Annotated in this window: 18 protein-coding genes and 1 pseudogene; 10 read left to right on the top strand and 9 right to left on the bottom strand. The window is 32.5% G+C overall.

Annotation, left to right across the window (positions count from 1 at the left end):
• Positions 1–17 precede the first annotated feature (17 nt).
• The 5 genes from AAGD63_RS03035 to AAGD63_RS03055 form a co-directional block, all read right to left on the bottom strand.
• Positions 18–1,817, bottom strand: a complete 1,800-nt coding sequence (locus tag AAGD63_RS03035; RefSeq protein WP_341813777.1) for a hypothetical protein — start codon at positions 1,815–1,817, stop codon at positions 18–20.
• A 272-nt stretch (positions 1,818–2,089) separates the two neighbouring features.
• Positions 2,090–2,623 carry an HK97 family phage prohead protease gene (locus AAGD63_RS03040; RefSeq protein WP_341813778.1) on the bottom strand — a complete coding sequence of 178 codons (534 nt, stop codon included), beginning with the start codon at positions 2,621–2,623 and terminating at the stop codon, positions 2,090–2,092.
• Positions 2,624–2,976: 353 nt separating this feature from the next.
• Positions 2,977–3,105 carry a hypothetical protein gene (locus AAGD63_RS03045; RefSeq protein ID WP_006013643.1) on the bottom strand — a complete coding sequence of 43 codons (129 nt, stop codon included), beginning with the start codon at positions 3,103–3,105 and terminating at the stop codon, positions 2,977–2,979.
• A gap of 264 nt (positions 3,106–3,369) precedes the next feature.
• The gene (locus tag AAGD63_RS03050; protein WP_264331159.1) at positions 3,370–4,218 is read right to left on the bottom strand and encodes a hypothetical protein; all 849 of its coding nucleotides are present in this window, start codon (positions 4,216–4,218) and stop codon (positions 3,370–3,372) included.
• Positions 4,219–4,459: 241 nt separating this feature from the next.
• Positions 4,460–4,759: a hypothetical protein gene (locus AAGD63_RS03055; protein WP_341813779.1), complete on the bottom strand. Its 300-nt coding sequence runs from the start codon at positions 4,757–4,759 to the stop codon at positions 4,460–4,462.
• A 211-nt stretch (positions 4,760–4,970) separates the two neighbouring features.
• Between AAGD63_RS03055 and gap the strand changes: the two genes are divergently transcribed.
• The 9 genes and pseudogenes from gap to AAGD63_RS03095 all read left to right on the top strand — a co-directional run bounded on the left by gap (position 4,971) and on the right by AAGD63_RS03095 (position 13,708).
• A complete protein-coding gene (gene gap / locus AAGD63_RS03060) occupies positions 4,971–5,942 on the top strand; it encodes a type I glyceraldehyde-3-phosphate dehydrogenase (RefSeq protein ID WP_341813780.1) in 972 nt (323 codons plus the stop codon).
• Between the two features lie 3 nt (positions 5,943–5,945).
• Positions 5,946–6,704, top strand: a complete 759-nt coding sequence (tatC, locus tag AAGD63_RS03065; protein WP_341813781.1) for a twin-arginine translocase subunit TatC — start codon at positions 5,946–5,948, stop codon at positions 6,702–6,704.
• A gap of 155 nt (positions 6,705–6,859) precedes the next feature.
• Positions 6,860–8,002, top strand: coding sequence for a magnesium transporter (locus AAGD63_RS03070; protein WP_341813782.1), 1,143 nt, complete (start codon positions 6,860–6,862; stop codon positions 8,000–8,002).
• Positions 8,003–8,188: 186 nt separating this feature from the next.
• Positions 8,189–8,341, top strand: a pseudogene (locus AAGD63_RS06145) (IS630 family transposase); the annotation flags it as partial.
• 561 nt (positions 8,342–8,902) lie between these two features.
• A complete protein-coding gene (locus tag AAGD63_RS03075; RefSeq protein WP_341813783.1) occupies positions 8,903–9,673 on the top strand; it encodes a hypothetical protein in 771 nt (256 codons plus the stop codon).
• Positions 9,674–9,760: 87 nt separating this feature from the next.
• Entirely contained in the window at positions 9,761–10,087 is a 327-nt protein-coding gene (locus AAGD63_RS03080; RefSeq protein WP_341813784.1) for a hypothetical protein, read from the top strand.
• A gap of 157 nt (positions 10,088–10,244) precedes the next feature.
• A complete protein-coding gene (locus AAGD63_RS03085) occupies positions 10,245–10,844 on the top strand; it encodes a peroxiredoxin (protein WP_010401485.1) in 600 nt (199 codons plus the stop codon).
• Positions 10,831–11,778 (top strand): thioredoxin-disulfide reductase, encoded by a 948-nt coding sequence (gene trxB / locus AAGD63_RS03090; protein ID WP_341813785.1) that lies wholly within the window; start codon positions 10,831–10,833, stop codon positions 11,776–11,778. Before AAGD63_RS03085 ends, trxB begins: the two co-directional genes overlap by 14 nt.
• 91 nt (positions 11,779–11,869) lie before the next feature.
• Positions 11,870–13,708, top strand: a complete 1,839-nt coding sequence (locus AAGD63_RS03095) for a hypothetical protein (RefSeq protein ID WP_341813786.1) — start codon at positions 11,870–11,872, stop codon at positions 13,706–13,708.
• A 138-nt stretch (positions 13,709–13,846) separates the two neighbouring features.
• On the opposite strand, the gene ubiB is transcribed toward AAGD63_RS03095, so the two are convergent.
• Together ubiB and AAGD63_RS03105 are read right to left on the bottom strand one after the other, a co-directional pair.
• The gene (ubiB, locus tag AAGD63_RS03100) at positions 13,847–15,268 is read right to left on the bottom strand and encodes a 2-polyprenylphenol 6-hydroxylase (protein ID WP_341813787.1); all 1,422 of its coding nucleotides are present in this window, start codon (positions 15,266–15,268) and stop codon (positions 13,847–13,849) included.
• Positions 15,265–15,996 (bottom strand): metal ABC transporter ATP-binding protein, encoded by a 732-nt coding sequence (locus AAGD63_RS03105; protein ID WP_341813788.1) that lies wholly within the window; start codon positions 15,994–15,996, stop codon positions 15,265–15,267. Before AAGD63_RS03105 ends, ubiB begins: the two co-directional genes overlap by 4 nt.
• Here AAGD63_RS03105 and AAGD63_RS03110 point away from each other — a divergent pair.
• A complete protein-coding gene (locus tag AAGD63_RS03110) occupies positions 15,988–16,863 on the top strand; it encodes a zinc ABC transporter substrate-binding protein (protein WP_007302707.1) in 876 nt (291 codons plus the stop codon). The two genes, AAGD63_RS03105 and AAGD63_RS03110, sit on opposite strands and share 9 nt — an antisense overlap.
• Before the next feature lie 528 nt (positions 16,864–17,391).
• On the opposite strand, the gene AAGD63_RS03115 is transcribed toward AAGD63_RS03110, so the two are convergent.
• Both AAGD63_RS03115 and rpmG read right to left on the bottom strand, forming a co-directional pair.
• Positions 17,392–17,520 (bottom strand): hypothetical protein, encoded by a 129-nt coding sequence (locus AAGD63_RS03115; protein ID WP_264374830.1) that lies wholly within the window; start codon positions 17,518–17,520, stop codon positions 17,392–17,394.
• 668 nt (positions 17,521–18,188) lie between these two features.
• Complete coding sequence (gene rpmG / locus AAGD63_RS03120) at positions 18,189–18,389, bottom strand: 50S ribosomal protein L33 (RefSeq protein WP_012481745.1); 201 nt, start codon at positions 18,387–18,389, stop codon at positions 18,189–18,191.
• Positions 18,390–18,419 lie beyond the last annotated feature (30 nt).

Genomic DNA, 18,419 nt, shown 5'->3' on the forward strand with positions numbered 1-18,419 from the left:
TTAGCAGCTCCCTCATCCTAACTTAAATTTTTCATGCATTTTTTAATAGAAAGTAACATCTTTCCTTTTAACATACCACCACGTAACTCCTTATCTGTATTTCCAATATTACAATATTTTTTTTTAACTTCAGCTTCTATGATACCCCTTGCGAATCTTGTCAAATTACTTTCCAACAACTCAAGTAACTGATCACTTTTAAACTTATAACCATTTTGATATTGTAGAGATTTTATAGTTTTCTCAAGCACGTTATGGCAAAAGTGTTTTTCTTTAAATTCAGGAAAACTTTTTTTCAACTTTGCATTTTGATCAGATAAAAAATCTTCGAGATTCTTATTCACAAAAAAATTCTTGGAACTCTTCAAAATTTTTGAAGCGGTTGATTTTGCAATAGATACTGTACTAACTTTATCTACCTCTTTAGTTTTTGCTTGTGCTTTAGTTTTTTTATTCATACCTTCTGACTTTTTACCAGCATCTTTTTGCTCGTTTTGTAACTTTTGTTGTTTACTTTCAGGTTTTGATGTCACACTTTGATTAGGTATTTCTTTACTATTTCTAATAGAAACTGTCGTAACATTTTCTGTTTTTTTTGCACTCAGATGTTCAATTTGTTTTTGTAACTTTTTATTCTCCCCTTGTGAAGATTTTAATTTTCCCTCCAAATCTGCCTTTTGTTTTTCTATTTCAACACTATTTTTTTCTAATATCTGTAATTTTTCTTTCAATTCTTTAACTTCACCTTCTAATTCTTTTTTCTCTTTTTCAATGGTATTTAGATTAGTCTTTTCTTTCTCTAATTGTTGTTTAAGATTCTCTACTTCAGCATCTTTTCCCTTAGCTTTTTCTTTCAATTCGTTAACTTCATCTTCTAATTCTTTTTTCTTTATTTCAGCAGCATGTAGTTTACTAATTGAATCTTTTAATTGATTTGTTAGATCAGTATTTTTTTGCTCTAATTGTTGCTGAGCACTTTCCAATTTTTTTTCTAAATTTAGTATTTTTTCCTCAGCTTGTTCTAATTCTGCTTGTTTCTCCTCAAGTTGATTTTTTAATTCCTTTATTTTAGCATCAGATTCGTCTTCTAACTTACTAACTTCATTCTCAAGTTCTGTTTTTTGCACTCGTAGGTTTTCATTCTCTTTCTTCACAGTTTCATTTATATCTTTATTTTCATGAAATGACTTTATTAAATCCTCTTGTTCTTTTATTTTTTGGTCTTTTGTAAATATAGTTTTCTGTTGTGCATTATTTTTATTCTCCATTTCCTTTTTCTCTTGTTCTAATGTTTTATTTAATTCCGTTAAACTACCTATTTCCCCATCTTTTTCTTCTACCCTTACTGAGAGCATTTCTATTTTATTTGCAAATTCTTTGCTGCACTCAATTAATTCTTTCTGCAAATGTAATATCTCTTCAGACTTTTTCTTCAACTGTACTAAAAATTCTTCTCCTCTTTTTTGTGCAACTTCTGCTAATTCTTTATAACTCTTTTTAAGTTTTTTAATTAAGGAGTTTAATTGTTCTTTTTCCTCTTTTAAAACATTACTCTCTAATTCTAAATCTTCAATCTGCTGTGCTTGTTCTGCAAAAAATTTAGCAAATATTTCTTTTTCCTCTCCTAATGATTTTACTTGTTCTTTAAGTTTAGTAATTTCTTTCTCTTTTTTAGTTAATTCCTGATTTAAATTTGACTGATTTTCCTTCTTCTTACTACCTTCTTTCAACTTTTCTTTTAATCTCTCATTTTCATCCTTCAATTCCTTTTCTCTGTTAGAATTTAAAAGATCATCAGTCTGAACTCCACTATCCACAATAACCTTATTGTGGTGTAGAATATTCTCTGCCCATTTATTCCATCTCTCTGGCAATATTCATCCAATTGTTTTTAGATATAGCCAAGCAAGCACAGTGGATAAGCTGTATTTTTTTTCCTTTTGTTTAATACTAGGTTCGTAATTAACCTTATTGTTAGCATTCAGCATAAAATTACCTAATTTTCAAAGTATTGAAGTTATATATATTAATATAATTATTAAATAAATTATAATATAAATGTTAAATTGTATGAAAATTTTTATAGATTTTAAGTAGAAATACACATGTTCGTAAGCACAGAATTTGCTTTTTCTATTGCTCTTGCTAACATTTCTTGTTCATTGTGCTGATTTTTCACGTTGATTACCTGAGCTGCCAAATTTGCAGGGAAAGTGACCAAACTAACTTCCCATAGCTCCACTTGTTTTAACACTCGAGCTCCGCTTTCATGATCAACATCATACTCTATCGGTATATAGCTAATCGAAAGCCCGTTAATAGTTCCAGTTTTGAGCATTAAATATGCTTCCTCTGCTTTTTGAATACCAAAAAGCAAATGTGCAGTTATATATAGGCCAATATCATTTTCGCAAATATCTGTAATATTACCTATAGGCTCACTTGGGTTGTGCTGCCAAAGAAGTTTTATCTGACTTTTATTTAAGTTGCTCTTAAATGCTCCAGGCAATATCAGATCATTTTGCTTATCAACTATATTAAAAACGCTCGCATAGCCAGAAAATACTCCGCTTTCTTCTATGCTTTTTATTGATAATGGTGAATAGAGAAATTTCTTATTCATAAGTCCTCCTTGTAAATTATGGTATTGGGTTTGCCAGCGCTCTGAGCCAGCTTAAAATGTTGTATAGATTGTTTTCCTATATCTCAGGATGAGTATAAGGCACTGTAATATAATTCTATTATATGCAGTGCTTTGAAAATGGGGAAGTACTTTTTTAGTTATAAAATTTGTCATTTTATATACATAAGGGTAGGGTTTGTTGCACATTGGGTTGTTCAACAGCAGCGTTTTCTAGATTTGTAGAAACAGCTTCGTTTGTAGAATTTTTCCTAGAAGGAAGCCAAATCCCAAAGAAACAGCGGCTATAAAACCATTCATTAATGACTCTGTCCATCTCGTATTCTTGATAGATTTTAGAATATATCATTATTGGCTTCATTCGGGTTTAAATTTCTTTCCAACTCTTCTGATGTTTTCTCCCCAGCATCTTGGGATTTTGTTGATGAACTTTTCTGTAAGTTTTCTAATTCTTGTGCGTCCATCAACACCTCACTATTAAAGCTTAAGTACAAATTATACAGCACTATAATTGTTTAGTCAAGGTAAATACTAGTATATTAAGTAAATACTTACTATATTAATATGATTGCTTAAATTCACAACTAATTGTTTGGGGGAATAAAAAGATTGTGTTTTGTAGGTGATTTGCGTAGCGGAAGGTGTTACCCCAGTTTTACAACACCCGGGGTAACGATAAAGAAGGAAGTAGAGAAAGTTATATGTAATAGTTTAAAACTATTACAAGTTTATATGCTCTGTCCTTGAATATTTTGTTGTTCAGTGGCAACACTTTCCAAATTTGTAGAGATAGTAGCAAACATCCTTCTCGCTAAAGCCGTTGACAATGCAGCACCAATTCCAGCTCCAGTTGCAGCTATAAAACCAGGGCCTAATAATTCCATATTTGTTTCAGTGCTGCTGCTAGTTATATTGTTAATTAACATCATCGCGCCTGCTCCTAAAGCTGCTACTAACCCAATCCTTGACGGTTTACTTGTTGCATCAAGAGAATATTGTACTACTTCTCTAAGCTCTGAATTCCTGTTTTTTAACGCTACTGCTATTGATGCTGGTAACATGACCATTATTGGCATGGATAATAGTCCTCCAAGTGTTGTACCAATAATTTCACTCACTTTTGATTTTCCAAGATTAACTCCTAAGGCTGTTATACCTAATACTCCAATTGAGGTGATAATCCTTACATTTCTCTCTTCCATTTCTCTCACATGCGCCTCATATTGTATTGTAGCTTCTGCTAACGCTAACCCAATACTATTTGGTTGCTGTGGAATCTGATTTACTCGCCCTAACTCTTGTGAAGTTTTCCCTCCAATACTTTTGACGGCATCTTCTAAGTCTAATAACGATCTGTTATTTAACCTTACGTTATCTTGACTATCACACAGGATAATGCAGTCTAAAATTGTCATTCTCAGATTGTTCATTTCTATATCATCATTAATATGATCTTTTAATATACCTATAATCTCTAATGCTCGCTCCTTCATATCTCTTTCTTCTTCTGCACTAGCTGGTGCAAGTATGAGAAAAATTATTCCAAGCAACTCTTGTTGTAAGTTTTTTAAATCCATAATAATTATCATTAATATTGAGTTAAATAATATAGTACTATAGTTACTTAATCAAGATTTATATTAATATATTAAAGTATAAAATACCAAAGAGTAATATCCTTAGCCGTAAAATACAAAAATAACTGACGGGTTCTTTATAATTAGAAATATTAAGGAATTTACTAAATAAAAAAGGTAAAAGAATGTTATCTACTTTTCAGAGTCAGCTATTTAGCTAACTCTGAAGAGTAGGAAAGAGCTATATGCTCTGTCCTTGAATATTTGTTTGTTCAATAGTAGTACTTTCCAAATTTTGTGAAGATTCAAATTCTTCTTGCATATCCAGTATGTCTTCTATTACTTGCTGATCTTCATCTCTTTCTTCTAATTGAAATGCTACTGCTGCTTGAGGTGCTTCTAGCAGTTTTTTTAATATTTCTGTGCGCAGTTTCTCTGTTATTGATTTCCACTGTAGCATTACTAGCATTTCATTGTGCAGCACTGACATTTTCTGTAGTGTTTTCACTTTTTCTGACAGTCCTTTATTTTCTTTTTGCAATGCTTCTATTTTTCTTTGCTGATACTAATTATCTGAATTTGTCATTGGTAATCCATGCATAACCTACTCCAAGTTAAAATTTAGACATTATTAATTAAGTGATACAGTTTCTTTAGTCAATCAATATATTATAACATTAGGATTAACAACTAAAAGAATAGAATGAAATATCAGGCAATATCCTCTATAATTAAACTTTTAAGATGGAAAAATGACAATTCGTGTAGGAATTAATGGTCTTGGTAGAATAGGCAGAAGTGTATTGCGTGCTATTTTTGAAGTAGAAAACTATAGCGAGCAAATAGAAGTTGTGGCGGTAAATGGGTCGCTCAGTGCTGAGCAGCATGTACATTTGATTAAATATGACTCTGTTCATGGCAAATTTAACGGCGATATTGATTTTAACGAGTCTGAAAATTGGCTATCTATAAATAGCAGGAAATTTTCTTTATATAGAGAACGTAGCCCTGAAAATATTCCTTGGAATGTTGATGTAGTACTTGAATGCACTGGTGCATTCAACAAGCGTGCGGAAGCAGCAAAGCATAATGCAGAGAGAATAATTGTCTCTGCTCCAGTTTCAGATGCTGACGTAACTATAGTTTACGGCGTAAATAACGATATGCTAAAAAAGGAGCATACAGTGATCTCAGCAGGTTCTTGTACTACAAACTGTCTGGCTCCGATTGTACACATTTTACACTCCAATTTAGGTATAAAAAGCGGTTTTATGACCACTATACATGCCTATACGAATGATCAAAATATTCTTGATGGCAACCATAGAGACTTACGCAGGGCAAGAGCTTGTGGCCTTTCTATGGTGCCAACTACAACTGGAGCAGCAAAAACAATTGGTTCTGTTATTCCTGAGTTAAAGGGTAAGCTAGATGGTACTGCTATTAGAGTTCCGGTTAGCAACGTTTCTATGGTTGATTTTAAATTTTTAGCTGATAAGAGAGCAACAACTAAGGAAATAAACGAAATATTTAAAAATTCAGCAAATCATGTGCTTTCCGTATGTAACGAGCCTTTAGTTTCAATAGACTTTGTCCATAACCCTTATAGTGCAATTGTGGATTTAGCTGGTACATATGTCACAGGTGATATCTGTAGAGTTGCAGCATGGTATGACAATGAATGGGCTTTTTCACTGAGAATGTTAGATATAGCGTTATTGTAAAGTATGAACGAAAACTCACAAAAATATGCTTCATTTTATGAGCACTTTGCGGAACTTAGAAAAAGGGTTATTTTTTGCTTTCTATTTTTTTGTGTTACCTTCGGGTTTTGTTACTACTTTAAAGAAAATATATACCGCTTTTTACTTGCACCTTTAATAGAAGTTACAAAAGATAGTAATGGTTTTTCTCTAATCTATACAGACTTAACAGAAGCGTTTTTTGTATATCTCAGGGTTGCAATAATGAGTGCACTGTTGTTTTCTTTTCCTGTGTTTGCATGGCAATTCTATATGTTTCTAGCACCTGGCTTATATAAAAGAGAAAGGGCGGTGTTATTGCCATACTTAATTGCAACACCGGTTTTGTTTGTAATGGGAGCCGCTGTAGTTTACTACTACATATTTCCCTTAGCCTGGAAATTTTTTATTGCTTTTGAACATAGCGGTAAATCTTTCGGTATACCAATAGAGTTTATGCCATCAGTTAGTGAATATTTAGACCTTGTTCTTCAATTCGCGTTCGCTTTTGGTACTGCATTTCAAATTCCAGTCATACTAACCTTAATGGTGAGAGTAGGGCTAATCATTGCACAAAGTTTGTCAAATAAACGGAGAATTGCGATAGTGGTAATTTTCATTATTGCTGCAATCTTAACTCCACCTGATGTACTAAGCCAAGTAGGGCTTGCAATTCCAATGTTGATATTATATGAGCTGTCTATTCTGATATGTAGATATATTGAGAAGAAAGCAAAGGATTGAATCAAGAATATTATTTATAAACAAAGAATGAGCACCAGAGCACTTTTTCTTGTTTGAGTGTTTTTGGCACCACAGCATTTTATTAATTTATTGACTTGTTTGCTTAAATATATAATAATTAAAGTATATTATTATTTTGAATAGGAGAATTTTATATGCCAAAATATGAAGAGTTAAACGGAACACAACAAGAATTATATGGTAAGTTACAGGCTGCGATGGAAGAACATGAGAATATTATTGATCTTCTTACAGGATTTTCAAAAGAGGATTTGCTGAAAATTCTTACTACTGTGAAATGTATAGAGTTTAAAGATGGTGAAGAACATACTCTAACACCGCTTGGCTTTGTTATAAATAAAAAACAACAGGAAAGCATTCAAGATATTCTAGATGTAGCTAAAAAAAATAGTATATTAGAAAAAATTCTTACTACTGCGAATATAAAGATCAAGTTTTTAGATGGTCAAGAAATTACTTTAACACCACTTGCCTATGCTATAATTCTTAATAATCAGATAGGCATTAATACTATTCTAAATATAGCCAAAAAAGATAAAGAGTTATTAGAAAAAGTTCTTACTACTGAGAATATAAAGATCAGGTCTTTATATGATCAAGAACATACTCTAAAACCGCTTAGCTTTGCTATAAATCTTACTAATCAGGAAGTTAGTCAGAGAGGCATTAAAATTATTTTAGATGTAGCTCAAGATAATGATATGTTAGAAGCAGTTTTCGCTAGTATAAAAAAAGATCATCTTAACAAAACCAAGAATATTTTAGAAATACTAAAAAATCAAGAGCAAGATGAAGAGCAAAAAGCTAAAATTGATGGTTGGCTAACAGTACTTGAAAAGATCATGTCTGATTACGAAAGTAAAGAACAGTCTTTAGTAGATGAAAGCAGCATACCTAAAACTGAAGGAAATATAACTGATGAAAGTAGTACATCTGAAATAAGTATTATGTCCGATTGTGAAAGTAATGAACAGTCTTCAATGGCTGAAAGCATCGTTCCTAAAACTGAAGGAAATATAACTAAAGATATAGTAAAAACTACTAATAAACCAATAATCATTGGTAATGTTTGTGGTGTTATAGCTGCATTGGCAGTTGGGTTAGGATTGTATTTTGGTGCTGCATTACCGGTATTGCCTATAATTGGTATAGCTATGGCTGCTGCTGTACTCACTGGACTTGTTGCTGGTGGTATTACATATAAAATGTCAAAGCCTAGTGAGAATTTAAATAATGTTGATTTATCAGAACAAATTTATTTTAGTCTAGGCGTGTAACAGTAAGGAAGAAGATAATTCTTCCTTTTCTCAAAGTTTTTTTTTGTTGATCATATATTCACAGAATTAAGTTTTATAGGTTGCTGTGTAAAAGATTAGGAAGTAGTTTTGTTAGTGTTGAAAATTATAGCTCTTTTCCTAATAGTGTGAACATGGTGGAATAGGTAAAGTAGCGAGGAGATGTGAATGCCAGTAGCATATAGTTATGATTTAAGGAAAAAAGCATTGGATGTAGGGGAAAGTAGAGCATTTGTAGCCAAGAGGTTTAAAGTTAACATTCTATGAATGGCAAAAAGGTGCAAGAAAATAGGCGATTTTAAATCAAAATGTAGATCCAATAGAGCGTGATTGATATCTTGCTAGTAATAGTGTAACAGCTTTTATTAAGATATTTTTTGCCATACGGCAGCAATAACAAAATTAGAAAATTGATGGCTGAATATGTTGGCATTGATAAACAGTATATTATGCTTCAAGCAATATTTACTTTAGTAGCTTCTACAACTTTTTTTAGTATATTGGTGCTGTGTACCAACAGCAGTATTTGCACTTGCTACGTGTTTCTTTGTTAAAAATGCTGTACATGCTGCATTTTCTGCAAAAGAACTTTCTCCTGAGTTTGCCGAAATTATTACTGAAAAAGTAGTAAATAATGTTGAGCTCAATGCAGAAGACAACTCTCAATCGAGAAGCTACTTGTATGAGACTGTGTTATATAGCGAAACTAGATTTCACTTTTACACACCTAGATAAGGGGTAACAGCAGATACTAGAATGACGAAATCGTTATTCTGCTACGCATTATCGCCGTATAACTATAGCTATATATGAACTAAAAAAGTAATATTCACTAGATCTTAATATTTTAGATCTATATTTCAATAAAATATTACAATTAGTATGAATGATCCATTTAAAAGTGAGGATTATAAAAAAAATCTCGATTCTCTGATCAAAGCTATAAAGCTAGGGAATTCAGAGAAACAATATGGTAAAACAGTAACAGATTTATCTCATGCTTTAGAGGGTTTTACAGATAAGGCAGAAGATGTAGCTAAACTTGTTATACGTGATGACTTGAATAATTGTGTAAAGAAGGCAAATAAAAAGCCATTAATTCTTAGGATATTCAATAGAATATTAGGAAGAGATGTTTCGATTAGGAATATAAGTAATTTTATAAAAGATAAATTGCCTCCTTCAACTGCTAGAACAGTAATCGAATATACAGATGTTATTCAAAAAATTTCAGATTTAGAGCGAATAGAAAGAAGTCAAGATAAATATAGGTCATATGGAGTAAATTTAGAAAATAGACAGCAAAAGAAAAATCTCTTATATGAGCGAGAAGATTCAGGTTATGGAGGTTCGTTAAACGAAGATCCTGAGTATGAAGAAATATCAAATTATCAAGAGGAAAAAAGCAAATCTTTAACGAAAGATTTGCGTAATCTACAATCAATTAAAGAGGAGCCGATTTATGCAACAATTCCTAAAGAACATATAGAAGCAAAAAGAGAAAATAGGAAGAAACAACAACTTCAATCTCTTGCACCACCAAAACCACCAAGAGTACCACCAGTTCCAGAGAAAATGTTTACTATCAATCAAAAATTAGACAAGAACCGAAAAAAGATAAACCTGCAGTACCACCAAAGCCTAAAGATTTAGGCGAAAAAGTAAGCACAGAGCAAAAAATAGTAGTGGAAAAATCAGCTGAGAGTAACCCTACACTACCACTAAAATCTGAAAATCAAGATGGTAAAGAATCAGCAAAAAAAAGCTGATGGACCAAAAGTACTAGTAGTTGCTATGAAAAAAGAAGTGACTCGCGAGAGTAGTAAAGTAAAGGCATTAAAAGAAAGATTTGAGCGAAATCAAGTAAAGAACGTGTTGCCTGCTGAAAACAAAACTGCTTCAGTAACACAAACGGATATCAGTGTGAAGAGAAAACAATCTCGTTCATTTCCAGTAGGGAATAAAAAATCTTCGATCAACCATCTTGCCAGCAAAAATTTACCTTCCACGAATGTAAGTGTAAAAGAAATGGTTAAAAAATTTGAAGGGAGAAAAGGTGAAAGATAGTAATATTTGGGTATTTCCCTACTCATGAAAATTAGCTCTTATAATAACATTTTTACAGCCATAAGAGGAAGTTTTTATAAGATTGGGGCTAAAGAAAACTTGCATGTAAATGTATCAAGGTATAAAATTATAAATATTAAGAATGAATAGGTTAGTTATGAATCTTGTAACAAAATCCGCTATCGATTTTACTGCTTCGGCTGTTCTTGCTAGTGGAAAAATAGTTGATGATTTCTGTTTAAGTAAACATATAAAGGATAAGTATGCTGTCCTTTTTTTCTATCCACTTGATTTTACTTTTGTCTGTCCAACTGAGTTGATATCATTTAGCAACAAAATAGAAGATTTTTCAAAACGTAATGTTGAAGTGATAGGAATAAGTATAGATTCAAAATTTTCACACTATAAATGGCGAAACACTCCAGTTAATGATGGTGGTATTGGAGAGGTTAGCTACAATTTAGTGTCTGATATCAAAAAGTCTATATCAAGAGACTATGGGGTCTTATATGATGACTCAATTGCACTAAGAGCAACTTTTGTTATTGATGATAAATTTGTTGTACGTCATCAATCGATAAATGATTTTCCTTTGGGACGTAATATCGATGAGTTTATTAGAATTATTGATGCAATAAAACATAATGAAGAGCATGGTGAAGTATGTCCAGCAGGGTGGAAAAAAGGTAAGCCAGCAATGCAGGCAAGCGATGAAGGAGTGGCTGATTATCTAAACTCACACAGTGCAGAATTATAAATTGAGTACAAAAGTTCTTATTATTGGATCTGGAGTAGCGGGTTATGCTGCTGCTATATATGCAGCACGTGCAAATTTAGAGCCAATTGTAGTAACAGGAATGCAACCTGGTGGTCAGCTTACAATTACTACGGATGTTGAAAACTATCCAGGTTTTATTTCTATACAAGGTCCAGAACTCATGGAACAGAAGAGGTTGCATGCAGAGAAGGTGGGGGCAAGGATAATAGATGACGAAATAAAAAGCGTTGAACAACTTGAGGATTCTAATGAATATAGATTTAGATCTTGTGGTAATGCTAGTGACTACTATTCGAATGCAATTATAATCGCAGCTGGTGCGCAAGCGAGGTGGCTTGGCCTGAAGAGTGAAAAGAAATTTCAAGGTTACGGAGTTTCGGCATGCGCAACTTGTGATGGTGCATTTTTTCGGAATAAAGTTGTAGCTGTGGTTGGTGGTGGAAATACTGCTGTTGAAGAAGCAATATTTTTAACTCGATTTGCTAAGGAAGTTATACTGATACACAGGCATGATAAGTTAAGAGCAGAGAAAGTAATGCAAGACAGGCTCTTTAAAAATGATAAGATAAAGGTAATATGGAATCATACCGTAGAGCAGATTCTTGGAGAAGAAAATCCTAAAAAAGTTACTGGTATTAGAGTTAAATCGACGAAAACCAATACAGTTCAGGAATTAAAAGTGGATGGAGTGTTCATTGCAATTGGGCATGCACCAAATACAGGTATTTTTAAGGGCTTTGTTGAAATGGATCAGCAAGGTTATATAATTACGAAACCTGGAACAACTCTAACCAGTAGGGCAGGGGTGTTTGCTGCTGGTGATGTTCAAGATAAGGTATATCGCCAGGCAGTAGTTGCAGCAGGTACAGGGTGCATGGCTGCACTTGATGCAGAAAAATTTTTGGAATCATAATTAATTCTAAAATTTTTAACTAAATTACTTACAATCTTCTTTGTTTTTTTTATGATTATGTTAATAAATTATAGATTGAGGAGAATTTAGTATGCTTTCGAGAAGTAATGTAGGTTTTAGAAAAAGTGCTGTTAATAATACAGCATTACGAGCTCAAAATCAAACAACTTCAGGACAATCAACAACAAAATTATTTAAAGCTATTGATGAAGAAAATCTAGGAGATTTTGAGCGAGCTCTGGCAGAAGGTGCGAATGTTAATGAGTTTGATAAAGAAGGCTTGACACCTTTGATGTCTATTGCTAATTCCTATGTTGCCAGCAGTGATGGACAGGCTGCGTTAGAGAAAATGGCTAAATTGCTTATACAAAAAAGAATTATCAATATTAACGCTCAAAGTGAGCAACCTGTTTATAAAGAAGAGCACAAGAGAGATCAATTTGGGCGTCCGGTATATTTATTTCGTGGTGAGGAAGTGGCAGAAGTGAGACCGTTACAATATATATATTGTAGCAATGGTCAAAATGTAGATAACATCGATGATCAAGGTACACCTATACTTTTCAATTACATATATGATGGTGTAAGGAAGAGTGTAAGAACATCCTTCATACAAAAAGATACTGCCTTACATATTGCTTGCTGGACTGGAGCTGTAGATATAGTGAAAAGATTGCTCACACACCCAGATGTAAAAGCTGATATTAAAAATTATCACAATAAAGTCCCTAAAGATCTTATTACAAGAGGATTTGAGGACATAATAGAATTAGAATTTCAAAAAGCACAAACAGGAAAAGAATTATTAAATGCTCTTTCTAACAGAAATATTGACCAAGCAAAAAGACTATTAAATCAAGATTTCAACCCTAATTGTTGGAAAAGAAATTCAAATGGAGAAATGGAAACGCCGCTTAGCTTAATATGTTTACAAGGAATAACAGAAAGTAACGAAGAAGTATTGAGAAAACTTTTAAAACATAAGGAGCTAGATTTTAGTCAAATAAAGCCAATACCAGCTATAGAGCAAAATTCAAGATTGAAGCAAATCATTGAACAAGCTATGAAAGAGCGATTAACTGATGCTATTAATAGAAAAGATTTGAATGATGTAAAAAAATTAGTAGAAGGTAACTGCTTCATAAATCGTGCAATTATCACTGATGTGTTGAGAAATGTTAATGAACCTATACATTATCTAAATGAAAAGTTCCCTGCAAGTATGGAACAGCCTTCAGCAAATACACATAATGTTCAACCAGAAATAAACGATGAGTTTATTTCTCAAGAATTGCAGCGACTTGAAAATCTGAAAGGTGAACTTAAAAGAACAAAGGCTCGACTTACAGAAAAAGAGAAAGAGCTGAATAGGGTCGTAAGTGAAAAAACAAGAGACACTAACAAAATTTCACAGTTAGAAAGGGATTTAAGACAGGAAAGATCAGCTCAGCAAACAAGGATTAGCACTCTCACTAATCAAGTAACTCAACTTACTAGAGAAAAAAGTCAACTTGAAAACCTTAGAGATGAGCTTGAAAGAACAAAAACTCAACTTAGAAAAAAAGAGCAAGAGTTGGATAGGGTTGTAAGTGAAAGAGACACTAACAAAATTTCACAGTTAAAAAGGGATTTTAGTCAACAGAGATCAGAACTTCAAACTCAAAATCAAGACTTAAATAACAAAAACAGAAAACTTTCAGAAGCAAGCATTTATAATAGAAGGCAAAGTAACTATTCCTCTGCCTCTTTTGTGTTATCTGGAGCGTTTGCTGTTGGTTCATGTTTAACAGTATCGAATTTAGAAATATGTATTTCACTTGCTGTAGCTGCATTTGTCTTCCTTACAATTGGATGCTACTGTTCATATAAAGCAAGTACAGTACTGAGTGATGTGACAAGCACTGAATTTGGTAATGTTATCAGTTTATGATGGAGTTAAGGTTTTTACTTCTTCTCTAAACTCTACTGAAAATTTTTATAAATATTGAAAACATCTTAGGTGAATGTAAACCTAAGTGGTTTCAAGACTTAAATAGTTGTTGTAAACTTGCTTTTATTATCTTTTAGTTCAAGAAATTAAAAGTTTAACGATGAGAATTATAATTACAGACCAAAGTAAAAAGTAGGCTTTTCCATTTGATTTATTTTTCACCTGTAATTTTTTGTCAGCTATTAGGTTTAATTTTTCTATAAGGCTAAATATTCCTTGGATTGTTTTGATGGGATAAGAGCTTTTAATTTTTTCCCTATACCCTATTTTACTTTCATGTTGACTGTTTATCCATGTTTCAACTACTTTCCACATATTGATTTCTGGATAGACTTTCCTACATGTTCCTTCTAATAAAATCATAGTTTTCTGCAGCAATAACAATTGTGTTTGAACTTTCATATCAAAATCACCAGTTATTTTTAATAGCTGAGTAAGTAATCGAGCAAATGAAATCTTCTGTATAGGCTGTCCAACAATGGGTTCACCTATTGCTCTGCAAGCTGTAACAAAATTTCTATGTTGTGATGGAACATAACCAGCTCTAAAGTGCATTTTTGCAACGTGATCATAATCCCTATTTAAAAAGCCTTTGAGTATCTCTATAACGTAATAGCATGTCTCACGATCTATTCTACCCATGATTCCACAATCCAGGGCAATAATATTGTTATTACTATTGATCATTAAATTTCCAGGATGCATATCAGCATGAAAAAAACAATCCCTATATACCTGATTACAAAAAGATTCTATAAGATTGATAGCTATTTGCTTGCGGTTATTCAGCTTTTCAACTTCGTATATTGGTATAGCTTCCATCCATTCTAATGTTAAAACCTTTTTTGAAGTTCTACTCCAATCTATTTCAGGTACGTAGAAACCTCTGTCATGTTTAGTATTTTCCTTCAGTTCCGAAGAGTGGGCAGCCTCAAAACGTAGATCTAACTCTAATCGGCAAATTTCAGCAAAAGTTTTGACTAATTCAACTGGCTTCAGCCTTTTTGATTGTTCACTAAATTTTTCTGCAATTTCTGCAAGCCAAGAAAGCATTTTTATATCCCTTGAGAATGTTTTCTCAATATTTGGCCTCAAAACCTTTACAGCAACTTCCTTACCCTCAATTGTAACTGCTCTATGCACCTGAGAAATTGATGCTGCTGCAATTGGCTTTTCAGAAAAACTTGAAAAAATGTCGCTTAATTTACAATTAAACTCACTTTCTATAGTTTTAACTGCTATTTTATACGAAAATGATGGCAATCTATCACATATCAATAGCAAGTTATTTGTTATGTCCTCATTTAAAATATCAGTGCGTGATGAAATGGATTGCCCAAATTTAATGAACACCGGACCTAATCTTTCAAGAGCACGCTTTAGTTTATGACCTTGTATTTTATTTATTGATTTTTTTGATGGTGGAAGTAAATAAGGTAACACATTGTAGCGTGTTAGCACTGTAGTTATTTGCAGAAGACGTAGAATATTTTGAATCATTTCGCTGCGTAACTGCCAAATATTTCATTTATCTCCATAATTTCATCAGGTTTACCTTGATAATAGATAGTATTATTTATGCAAATTATGTAATCTGAGGATGGTAGAACAGAGTTAAGGTCATGAGAAGTCATGAGAATCGACACTGATCGTTCTTTTGCGATTTTATTTATAATATCATAAAATTTAGCTCGTGCGTTAATATCCATTGCACTGACTGGTTCATCTAAAATGATCAAATCAGATTCTGAAATTAAACAGCGTGCAAGCAGCAGTAATTGTGTTTGTCCTGCAGAGATTTCTAATACTTGATTTTTTAGAATGTTACCGATACCAACCAATTCTATTGCTTCTGTAACAATGGGTTGATTTTTCTTCAATTTCTTCGAGGAGCTATTGAAAAGGAAAGACTCAACTGTTATTGGCATCAAATTACCAATACTAAAATTTTGTGGCATATAGCTAATTTTTATATTGTCAGCGAATACAATACTGCCAATAAAACTTTTATTTATACCAGCAACTGCTTTCACTAAAGAGGTTTTACCTCCGCCATTTGGACCAAGTATTGTAACTATATCTCCTCTTTGTACTGATATGTTGATATTATCAAGAACTTTTTTATTACCGTATGAAAGAGTAAGGTTTTCTATTTTTAGAATGCAGTTATTGACACTACTTAATTTTTTGTCAAAAATTGACTTCTTCTCAACATTTATATGAGACATTTACTGTTTTTTTTTCTATTACTTTCATTTACATTATACTACAATAGTGCCTTTTCATCCAATTTAAAAATTGTAGCTACAATCAAACCTATACACTCACTTGTAGCTTCTGTTACAGATGGAATTTCAAAGCCAGAACTACTAATGTACGAAGTAGTGTCTGAACATAACTACATGCTCAGGCCTTCAGACGCAAGTAAATTAGAATCTAGCAATATTATATTTTATATCGATGATTCTTTGGAAACATTCATTAAAACTTTCGCTAAAGAAAATAAGAAGTTAATACCGCTATCAAGTGCAATCGATCTACTTCCTGCTCGAACACATTCATTTTCTAGTCACATTCAAGATGAAAAAGATTTGCATATTTGGCTGAGCCCTGAAAATGCAAAAAGTATGATACTTTCTATCAGTGCAACATTATCTAATATAGATAAAGAAAATGCCTATCGATACAATACTAACGCAGAGGAGGCTATAAGAAAGATAGACCAAGAAGTAGAAAAAATTACGAAAGAATTGGATGAGTTAAAAAATCAAAAATACATAGTTACTCACGATGCTTATCAATATTTCGAAAAATATTTTGATTTAAGTTACCCAAGCGCCATTCTTTCTATAGAAGAAGATTCTTACATAGGTATGAAGAGTTTAATGAAATTAAAAAAGGTAATGAAAGAGGAAAACGTTAAATGTATTGTTTCTCATTCACGAGAGGATAGCATAAAGCCTAATGTCTTTTCTAGTGACGTAAAAATGGTGATTCTTGATCCTATTGGATCAGATGTAGAGCCTGGAAAGGATGCATATCTAGATATAATCAGCAGCATTGCACAAAATTTCAAGTCTTGTTTCACTGAGTAATGAGTTCTTTTATCTATTCAGATAGCATTGCAAACTTAGTGCTTTCTATTCCAATCACAACTATACCGACATTATCTACCAGAAGTATATCATCCCAGCCTGGGATTCAGTTAAGTTGGTAAGCATAAAAATATTATGTTAAAGCACAACGTTCTTGATGAGATTAGGGCAAGCCAATGTCAGCTACTTGAATGACACCATTTGCTATGCCCTCAAAAATGAATGCTAGTACAGCTGTGTGCCAGCTACTTGCATCTGCTATTTTTACTCATAATTATCTTGCCTGAACGAACTTAAATTCAAGTAGTTAATAATAGAAATAAAAAAAAAGAAGATAACCAATATCTTCTTTTACTCTAATTAAAAAGACATTGAATTGTAATTGTCTATTTCATCTGATATAAGCGATAATTTTATGCTCTCAAAACGGAGATTACTTGCAATATCTGTTAACTGTTCACTAAGTGTTACTTTTTCTGGTGAATGGTGTTCAGGAGCTTTTAATTTTCTATTACAGTCAGCCTTACACTAAGATCTATTAATTTTTGTCAATAAATCATTACCCTCGTATTTATTTTCACACTGTCTGTGGCACAAATTAAGTAAATCAACACCATGCACTGTCAATGAAGCAGAATCTTGTGTAAATTTTACCATAATATACTCCTTAATCTGATTATATCTATATTAGCATATAAATGTGAATATCATACTAATATAGTTACTTTTTATGGCAAGTGGTTTTTGGTTATTTTCCAAACTTTCTTTATAAAAATCATAGGCGCCTATTGGTTTTTAGCTAAAGTAAAGATCAAGTATCTGGCATTCTGGACATAAAATCCTCCTGTGTAAAAAAGATAGAAAAAAAAGTGCGGCGCACATACGACAGAGATTAAGTATGTGTGTGCACCCACGTACGCTGAAGAAGATACGCCACATTTTTTAATGAGTTTAATGAAAAAAGTCTGCAGATAAAGATAGATTTTGAGCTCTTAAAATATCTTTTTTTTCTGTAAAAGTTTAACAAAAGAATTCAAAAGTTTGTGAACAACCTCTAAGTGTATGGTCCCAGAGTGTGATGGTATATAGACTATCTGGATCATTTAAAGTGTCAGATCAAGTCCCATTTAAGCAATAAAAAGACCAGATCAGGACAAAAACGCTACCATTTTCAGCCCTTATTCAGGTGGCTCAATTTCCCGTAACTTATATAAGTTACCGTAATCTTTCAAAACCTCAAACAAACTTTCTCTAATGCAAAACAGTATAACTAGTGAGCAATAAGCTACACTCCTTTTAGCTGTAAGCTTTGCATGATAATATACTTACTTTAATTTTTCTTCTTTAAATAATACGTGTCTTCTGACCACTGGGTCATACTTCCTAAACTCGAGCTTCTTGGGAAGGTTCTTAGGATTACGTTTTTTTACACAAAAATAGCCTGTTAGTTTCTCTTCTCCAGTTTTTGTTGTTTTAGTTGCAGTGCTAACTAGCTTGACAAGCAAAGAAGCATTTTTTTTCGCCATAATTGTTAGTGACATAATAAACTCTACGCA

This window comes from Wolbachia endosymbiont (group B) of Germaria angustata (assembly GCF_964026725.1).
GTDB lineage: Bacteria > Pseudomonadota > Alphaproteobacteria > Rickettsiales > Anaplasmataceae > Wolbachia > Wolbachia pipientis_C.

Excerpts from the sequence above, each read along its gene's own strand:
- AAGD63_RS03095 (WP_341813786.1), top strand. The coding sequence starts at position 11,870 with ATGCTTTCGAGAAGTAATGTAGGTTTTAGAAAAAGTGCTGTTAATAAT.
- AAGD63_RS03045 (WP_006013643.1), bottom strand. The coding sequence starts at position 3,105 with ATGGACGCACAAGAATTAGAAAACTTACAGAAAAGTTCATCAACAAAA.
- AAGD63_RS03110 (WP_007302707.1), top strand. The coding sequence starts at position 15,988 with ATGAGACATTTACTGTTTTTTTTTCTATTACTTTCATTTACATTATAC.
- AAGD63_RS03115 (WP_264374830.1), bottom strand. The coding sequence starts at position 17,520 with ATGGTAAAATTTACACAAGATTCTGCTTCATTGACAGTGCATGGTGTT.
- AAGD63_RS03070 (WP_341813782.1), top strand. The coding sequence starts at position 6,860 with ATGCCAAAATATGAAGAGTTAAACGGAACACAACAAGAATTATATGGT.
- AAGD63_RS03040 (WP_341813778.1), bottom strand. The coding sequence starts at position 2,623 with ATGAATAAGAAATTTCTCTATTCACCATTATCAATAAAAAGCATAGAA.
- AAGD63_RS03050 (WP_264331159.1), bottom strand. The coding sequence starts at position 4,218 with ATGGATTTAAAAAACTTACAACAAGAGTTGCTTGGAATAATTTTTCTC.
- tatC (WP_341813781.1), top strand. The coding sequence starts at position 5,946 with ATGAACGAAAACTCACAAAAATATGCTTCATTTTATGAGCACTTTGCG.
- AAGD63_RS03105 (WP_341813788.1), bottom strand. The coding sequence starts at position 15,996 with ATGTCTCATATAAATGTTGAGAAGAAGTCAATTTTTGACAAAAAATTA.
- AAGD63_RS03080 (WP_341813784.1), top strand. The coding sequence starts at position 9,761 with ATGGTAAAGAATCAGCAAAAAAAAGCTGATGGACCAAAAGTACTAGTA.
- AAGD63_RS03075 (WP_341813783.1), top strand. The coding sequence starts at position 8,903 with ATGAATGATCCATTTAAAAGTGAGGATTATAAAAAAAATCTCGATTCT.
- ubiB (WP_341813787.1), bottom strand. The coding sequence starts at position 15,268 with ATGATTCAAAATATTCTACGTCTTCTGCAAATAACTACAGTGCTAACA.
- AAGD63_RS03085 (WP_010401485.1), top strand. The coding sequence starts at position 10,245 with ATGAATCTTGTAACAAAATCCGCTATCGATTTTACTGCTTCGGCTGTT.
- rpmG (WP_012481745.1), bottom strand. The coding sequence starts at position 18,389 with ATGGCGAAAAAAAATGCTTCTTTGCTTGTCAAGCTAGTTAGCACTGCA.
- gap (WP_341813780.1), top strand. The coding sequence starts at position 4,971 with ATGACAATTCGTGTAGGAATTAATGGTCTTGGTAGAATAGGCAGAAGT.